This is a genomic window from Odoribacter sp. N15.MGS-14, assembly GCF_000980245.1.
Taxonomy (GTDB): domain Bacteria; phylum Bacteroidota; class Bacteroidia; order Bacteroidales; family Marinifilaceae; genus Odoribacter; species Odoribacter splanchnicus.
In genome coordinates, this window is record NZ_LARE01000003.1 from 81,534 (window position 1) to 88,504 (window position 6,971).

The window sequence follows — 6,971 nt, forward strand, 5'->3', positions numbered from 1 at the left end:
GGTGCTCACAAATCAGTCTTGTAAAGCCCTTCTCCGCTATAAAATCTTTTTGAAATAGGCGATGGTTTCCTTTAATCCGTCTTCTAATCCAATGGTCGGTGCCCAGCCTAGTTTCGATTGGGCCAGGGTGATGTCCGGTTTACGCTGGGTCGGGTCGTCTAAGGGGAGGGGCTGAAAAACAATTTTCGATTTGGAATTTGTCAATCGCAGCACAGTTTCTGCCAACTGTAAAATGGTGAATTCACAAGGATTTCCCAAGTTTATGGGCCCGATGAAATCATCTCCCGTATCCATCATTTTTACCATGCCTTGAATGAGATCGTCTACATATTGGAAACTACGGGTCTGCTGCCCATTTCCGTAGATCGTGAGGTCTTTACCCTGTAGTGCCTGGACAATAAAGTTCGAGACGACACGGCCGTCCTGTGGATGCATATTCGGGCCGTATGTATTGAAGATACGGATAATCTTGATCTTTACCTTATATTGCCGGTGATAATCCATAAAAATGGTCTCTGCACAGCGTTTCCCTTCGTCGTAACAGGAACGGATTCCGATGGGATTAACATTCCCCCAATAATATTCGGGTTGCGGATGGATTTGCGGATCTCCGTATACCTCACTGGTCGACGCTTGCATGACCTTACACTTTACCCGATTAGCCAGGCCTAGAACGTTGATAGCTCCCATAACCGACGTGTTGATGGTTCGGATAGGATCGTACTGGTAATGGATGGGCGAAGCCGGACAGGCCAGATTATAAATTTCATCTACTTCTGCATAGAAGGAATTCATGATATCGTGGCGGATGACTTCAAAATAAGGATTGGCGATAAGAGGAAGTATATTTTCTTTATTTCCTGTGAAGTAATTGTCCAGGCAAAGAACTTCATTTCCTTCATCTAATAAACGCTTACAAAGGTGTGAACCGATAAAGCCGGCACCACCGGTAATTAATATCCTTTTTTTCATAAAAATAGGGTTAAAAAAAACAGGAAGAGTTGTACTAACCCCTCCTGTCTTTTCATATTTATATTTTCTATCAATAGAATTTGTATCTCTGGTCGACTATCTCGCCATTTTTCAAAATAGCTTGAATAGCCTGATAGTTTGCGCGATACATATTGCTTTGTTGCAATGCTTGTTTGCTCTGAGCGACCATATCCGGGGTTACCTCTTCGGTTGTCCGGTTGTTTACCAGGATCAGATATACCCCCTGATTTCCTTCGATCGGTTCGGAGATCTTTCCTTGTTCGGTCATGCTGGAAGCAGCGATTACTTTAGGTTCGATTCCTGCTCCCGGAATTTGGAAAGAATTGAATGAAATTTCGTTGGCTTCTTTGACTTCCAAACCGGCTTTCTGGGCAATGGAAAGTAAACTTTCACTACCGCTCTTAGCCGATGCCAGTTCTTTTTTCAACAAATCGGCTTTCTTCTTCTGTATCAGGATCCGTTTGATATTACCGGCAACCTTATTGAGCGGAGCGATACCTTCTTCGTCGATTTCTGTCAGTACGGCGATGGTGAATTTGTTCCCGTTTTCAAAGATGGTCGAGCCATCGTTTGTTTTTAAAACTTCGTCCACCTCTTCGGCCATATAAGCCTGGCGGATCATTTCACGGGCACTCTCCATACCGGCGATTGTTTTATCGTTTTTGCCGATGGTAGCGATACGTTTGGTTAAACCGCTTTCTTCGACTTTTTTGTTAAAGTTGTCGAGATTGGATACTTCAATAGCAAAAGTACGTGCATCGTTGTAAATCTGATTAGTGGTTTTAGCAGATGGAGAAACTTCTTTTTCAACCGTTGCAATCTGGATTTTTTTCACCGGTTTAGCCATGTCCGTTACCTGCAGCACATGTGCGCCATATTGTGTCAAGACTACCTTGATATCGTTTTTCTTAGCGAAGAAGGCAGAATCACTGAAAGGCTGTACCATCGTTCTCGACGTAAACCAACCCAGATCGCCTCCGTTGACTGCTGAATTTTGGTCTACGGAATTGGTTTTAGCCAATTCTTCGAAATTAGCTCCTTTTCTTAACAGATCGGCTAAGCTGTCTGCTATATTTTTTGCTTGTGCATAGTCTTGATTTTGAGGAGCGATCAGAATATGGCGAGCTCTTACAGAATCAGGCAACATTTTGACAGAAGCTACTCTGGAAATTTTATAGGCGTTATTTTCCAGATAAGGACCGAATACGGCTTTCTCGTTGTTAAAAAGGAATTGAGCCATACTGTCGTTTGCTATTTCATCTTGTTTGAAATAGTTTCGGTCGGCTTTTTTATCGGAAGAGAGGTTTACAAACTCCAGTGGGTCTGCACTTTCTTCAAATTCTTTTACCAGGTCGTTCACCGCCCCTTCAGTTTCGGAGAAATCTTCTCCGGAAGGTTCAATATCAAAGTTGACGTAAACAATTTTCCGCGATTCCGGTTGTTCGAAGCTCTTCTGATGTTTGTTGTAATATTCTTTGATCTCCCCGTTGCTTACGTTGATCGTAGAATCTTCAATTGTAGAATAGTTTTTGACGATATAACTGATGTCGGCTTTATCAGCACTGTTGGCTGCTGCTTCTTGTGCCTGGGCATCCGTAATATACAGCGCTTTGGCGACAATTGCATTGTATTTCGCCATTTTCCGGCTGTCGGAAACTTCTTTTTCCATGTTCAGCCAATATGCTTTCTGCGGAATATTATTGGGAGCGGAGATTACTTTTTTTACATAATCTCTGGCACCGGCATAATCGATTTCGCCCGTATTCGGATTTGTAAAAAGCTGGCGTAATGCCGGACTCATATTTTCGCCGAGTAATGCATCGTACAATTCATCACCACTGACATCGATACCGATTTCATCATATTCTCTTTGCATCAATTGTTCCATGATCATTTGCTGCCAGGTGTTTTCCCGCAACATGGTCTGCTGTTCTTCATTCAGTGAAGATACATTGTTCATCGCTTTGATCATTTCTTCATTTTTACTGACGCGGTTTTGGAAATCTATGATAGATACTCCCTCTCCTGCGATCTCGCCAATCTGATTCCGTTGGCTATTGAAAATTCTTGAACCTGAATTTAATGCATCTCCTACAATGAATGCTATCAGGGCCAGACCGATCACAATACTAACAAGTAGTCCGCCGCGATTTCTGATTGTTTGTAATGTTGCCATTTATATTAAAAATTTAATGTTTTTTACGGTTTACATTATTTTTAGAGGCTACGAAGATAGATAAAAGTGCATTGTTGTGCAAATTTTCGGGCTCGCTTTTCCTCACTTTATTTCAGGTTTATTTCCTGACACACATCCTTTTAATAAAGAAATGGTTTAATTTTTCTTTTTCGTGGTCGTTTGGGCTTTTCGGACAGGCGTTTTTTTGCTGCTTCCGCCTGTCTTTTTCTTGCTACTTTCTTTCTCGATCAATTCCATACATTTTTCTAATGTAAGCTCGTCTGCTTTACATGTTTTAGGGATTTTATAGTTCGCTTTATTGTAAGAAATGTAAGGTCCGAAGCGGCCGTTCAGGATTTGCACTCCATTATCGAAAACTTTTATCAGTTTATTCCGGTCACTTTCTCTTTTTTCTTCAATGCGTTGAATGGCTGTCTCGAGAGTGATGGTCCCCGGATCGTCTTCTCCTTTTTTCAAAGATACGAACACATTGTTGTGTTTGATATAAGGTCCGAACCGGCCGATCCCGATACTGACGTCTTTATCTTCGTACTGGCCGATTTTACGTGGAAATTTGAATAAACCCAAGGCCTCTTCCAGGGTGATGGTTTCCATGAGCTGTCCTTTTAAAAGGCCTGCATAACGTACATGCTCTCCTTCCCCGATTTGTGCCATCGGACCGAACCGGCCGATTCGTACACTCACTGTCTCGCCGCTTACCGGATCCGTACCTAGAATTCTTTGCCCGCTATTCCGTTCCGAATTTTTGAGGGTAGATTCGACAGTTTCATGGAAAGGATGATAGAATTCTCCGATCATCTTTTGCCATTCGACAGACCCTTCGGCAATATCGTCGAGGGCTTCTTCTGCTTCAGCGGTGAAGTTATAGTCCATGATATTGGTGAAATGCTCCGATAGAAAATCAGTAACTACCATACCCATATCGGAAGGGAAAAGTTTTTTCTTTTCTGCGCCGAATATCTTTTTGTTGGGTTTGATTTTAATATCGTTGCCCTTCAGTTCGATCTGTTCGATATTACGCTCGACGCCTTCCCGGGATTCTTTGATGATGTAGCCCCGGTTTTGTATAGTTGTGATCGTCGGAGCATAGGTAGAAGGACGTCCGATACCCAAAGCTTCCATTTTCTTTACCAGACTGGCTTCGGTGTATCTCGGCGGATGAAGGGTGTATTGTTCTATAGCTGTAATGAGCTGACGTTGTAACTGGTCTCCCGGAGCTAAAGCAGGTAATAGACCGGCCTGTTCATCATCGGTTTCTTCGTCATGTGATTCCATGTATACTTTCAGAAAACCGTCGAAAATAATCACTTCACCGGTTGCCGTAAAGGGGATGGAATGGTTGGATAAACCGATGATCATATTGGTCCTTTCCAATTGGGCGTCCGCCATTTGCGAAGCCAGAGTCCTTTTATAAATCAGTTCATATAATTGTTGCTCGTTCCGGTCGCCTTCTATGGCCGTTTTGTTCATATAGGTAGGCCGGATAGCTTCGTGGGCTTCTTGTGCTCCTTTGGTCTTGGTCGCGAAATTCCGTGGTTTGGAATATTTTTCTCCCAATGTTTCGCAAATGACAGCTTTGGCTGTCCGGATGGCCAGATCGGAGAGATTGACCGAGTCGGTACGCATATAGGTAATAAGCCCGTGTTCATAAAGCTTTTGTGCTACCGACATGGTCTGGGATACCGAAAAACCCAGTTTTCTGGAAGCTTCCTGTTGTAATGTGGAAGTGGTGAACGGGGGAGCAGGCTTGCGGGTCGTCGGCTTGGTCTCTACACTATCCACATGGAAAATAGCTGTTTTACAGGCTTCCAGATAAGTAAGTGTCGTTTCTTTATCGGTAAAACGGGTCTGTACTTCGGCTTTTAATTGAGCATGTTGCTGGGTTTCGAAAGTTCCGCAAACCCGGTAATATTGTTGTTCTTTGAAAGCATTGATTTCGCGTTCGCGTTCAACGATCAGTTTTACGGCAACGGATTGCACCCGGCCGGCAGAAAGTGAAGGCTTTACCTTTTTCCATAACACCGGCGACATTTCGAATCCGACCAAACGGTCCAATACCCGCCGGGCCTGTTGGGCATCCACCAGATTTTTGTCAATGTTTCTTGGGTTTTGAATCGCATGGAGAATCGCATCTTTGGTAATCTCATGAAATACTATTCGCTTGGTGTTCTCCGGTTTTAATTTCAACACCTCAAATAAATGCCATGCAATGGCTTCTCCTTCACGGTCCTCATCGGAAGCCAGCCATACGGTCTTCGCTTCCTTGGCCAGTGTTTTCAGCTCTTTGACGATTGTTTTCTTGTCGGAAGATATTTCATATTTAGGCTGAAAATTATGTTCGATATCTACTCCTAAATCTTTTTTTTCCAAATCGCGGATGTGTCCGAAACTCGACTTCACGGTATAACCATTCCCTAAAAATTTCTCAATGGTCTTGGCTTTTGCCGGAGACTCCACTATCACTAAATTCTCAATCATATACTTTCAAAATAGCAGGTACATTACATACCGAAATTAACCTTTGGAAATCGGCTACAAACCTACGAAAAAAAATTAAAATCACAGCATCTTTCATTTTATCGTAATAGAATATATTTAGGCGTGTTATTAACGGCTGCCGGAACAGCCGATAGGGACGAAGTCCAAAAAATATTTTGATATTTAGTTAGTTAAATTATTTTATTAACCATATTTTTGTCACAAAAAAAAATAAATGAGTATAAAATTGTTTTTGATTTGTGTGTGGAGCGTGGGAGTTTTCTCTGTTCGGGCAGCCGTTCCGGTGGAGGGTATTATTTATTTCAAGGAGGGAAAAAGTGTCGGATTTTCGGGTGATCATCGTGTGTGTATTCCCAAAAAAGGCAAAGATGTTAAAGCATTCCGGGGCATTTTCACCAGGGACAAACAGAAAGAGGTTTATCCGGCGGAGGAAATCGATTCAATTGTCTGTTGGCATCCCCGGACACCGGAATTCCGGCGGAAATTCATACTGGCAGAGGGTATCGGTTGGTGTTGGCAGTATTTTGCTACGCCGCATATCGAGGCTTACGTTTACTCCGGACGGGGTTATGGTATCGCTTCTAACGGAGGAATCCAGGTTTGGCAACGGAGAGGGGTCTTCAGTCGTTCGCGGGTGATTTATTATCTGCGGAAATCGGGTGACACCCTCTATTATTCTCCTGGAAAAATGAAGCCGCGGACGGGAAACGCTTTTCGGGAACGGCTTTGCCGTTACGTGGCTGACGATGCGGAATTGTGCAGACGCATCCGTAGTTTGGATACGTGGCGTGATAAAACCGTGTTGATGTTACAGGAATATCATATCGGACATTAACCTTTAAACATACAATTATGAAAAATCTTTTTTTAGTAGTACTGGCCTTGTGTGTGTACATACCGCAGGCGAATGCGCAGAAAGTAAAAGACCAGGAGTTTCGCCGTGTGGTGGTGACCTTGACATCCGGTGAAAAAGTGGAAGGATATGTGAAGAGGGGCTGGCATGCCGAAGCCTCCGCTTTCAAAAAGAGCAATTATTCCTTCAAAATGACTGCGACACCGGATGATAAGGAAGTATTGAAATATACGGCGGATGAAGTCGTATGTATCGATTATACGGAAAAGACAGAGAATAATCCTGACGGTATCCGCTGGGAATCGCGTGAGTTGGCGTCACCTTCCATTGCCGATCGTTACCGTACGATACGCCGCCTTGTATGTCTGGAAAATACGGGAGAGCACGCTTCTGTGTACTGGTGGAAAGACTGGGATGTCACAACCAATC

General features: G+C 43.3%; 4 protein-coding genes and 1 pseudogene. 2 read left to right on the top strand and 3 right to left on the bottom strand.

All coding sequences use genetic code 11. From position 1 onward, the window contains the following. Positions 1 to 36: 36 nt before the first annotated feature. The 3 genes from WS34_RS01290 to topA all read right to left on the bottom strand — a co-directional run bounded on the left by WS34_RS01290 (position 37) and on the right by topA (position 5,668). Complete coding sequence (locus WS34_RS01290) at positions 37 to 972, bottom strand: UDP-glucuronic acid decarboxylase family protein (RefSeq protein WP_046402612.1); 936 nt, start codon at positions 970 to 972, stop codon at positions 37 to 39. A gap of 70 nt (positions 973 to 1,042) precedes the next feature. After that, the gene (locus WS34_RS01295; protein WP_046402615.1) at positions 1,043 to 3,169 is read right to left on the bottom strand and encodes a peptidylprolyl isomerase; all 2,127 of its coding nucleotides are present in this window, start codon (positions 3,167 to 3,169) and stop codon (positions 1,043 to 1,045) included. A 156-nt stretch (positions 3,170 to 3,325) separates the two neighbouring features. Continuing rightward, complete coding sequence (topA, locus tag WS34_RS01300; protein WP_046402617.1) at positions 3,326 to 5,668, bottom strand: type I DNA topoisomerase; 2,343 nt, start codon at positions 5,666 to 5,668, stop codon at positions 3,326 to 3,328. Positions 5,669 to 5,903: 235 nt separating this feature from the next. Between topA and WS34_RS01305 the strand changes: the two genes are divergently transcribed. Further along, a complete protein-coding gene (locus WS34_RS01305; RefSeq protein WP_013612666.1) occupies positions 5,904 to 6,524 on the top strand; it encodes a hypothetical protein in 621 nt (206 codons plus the stop codon). Positions 6,525 to 6,541: 17 nt separating this feature from the next. Beyond that, positions 6,542 to 6,971, top strand: a pseudogene (locus WS34_RS01310) (hypothetical protein); the annotation flags it as partial.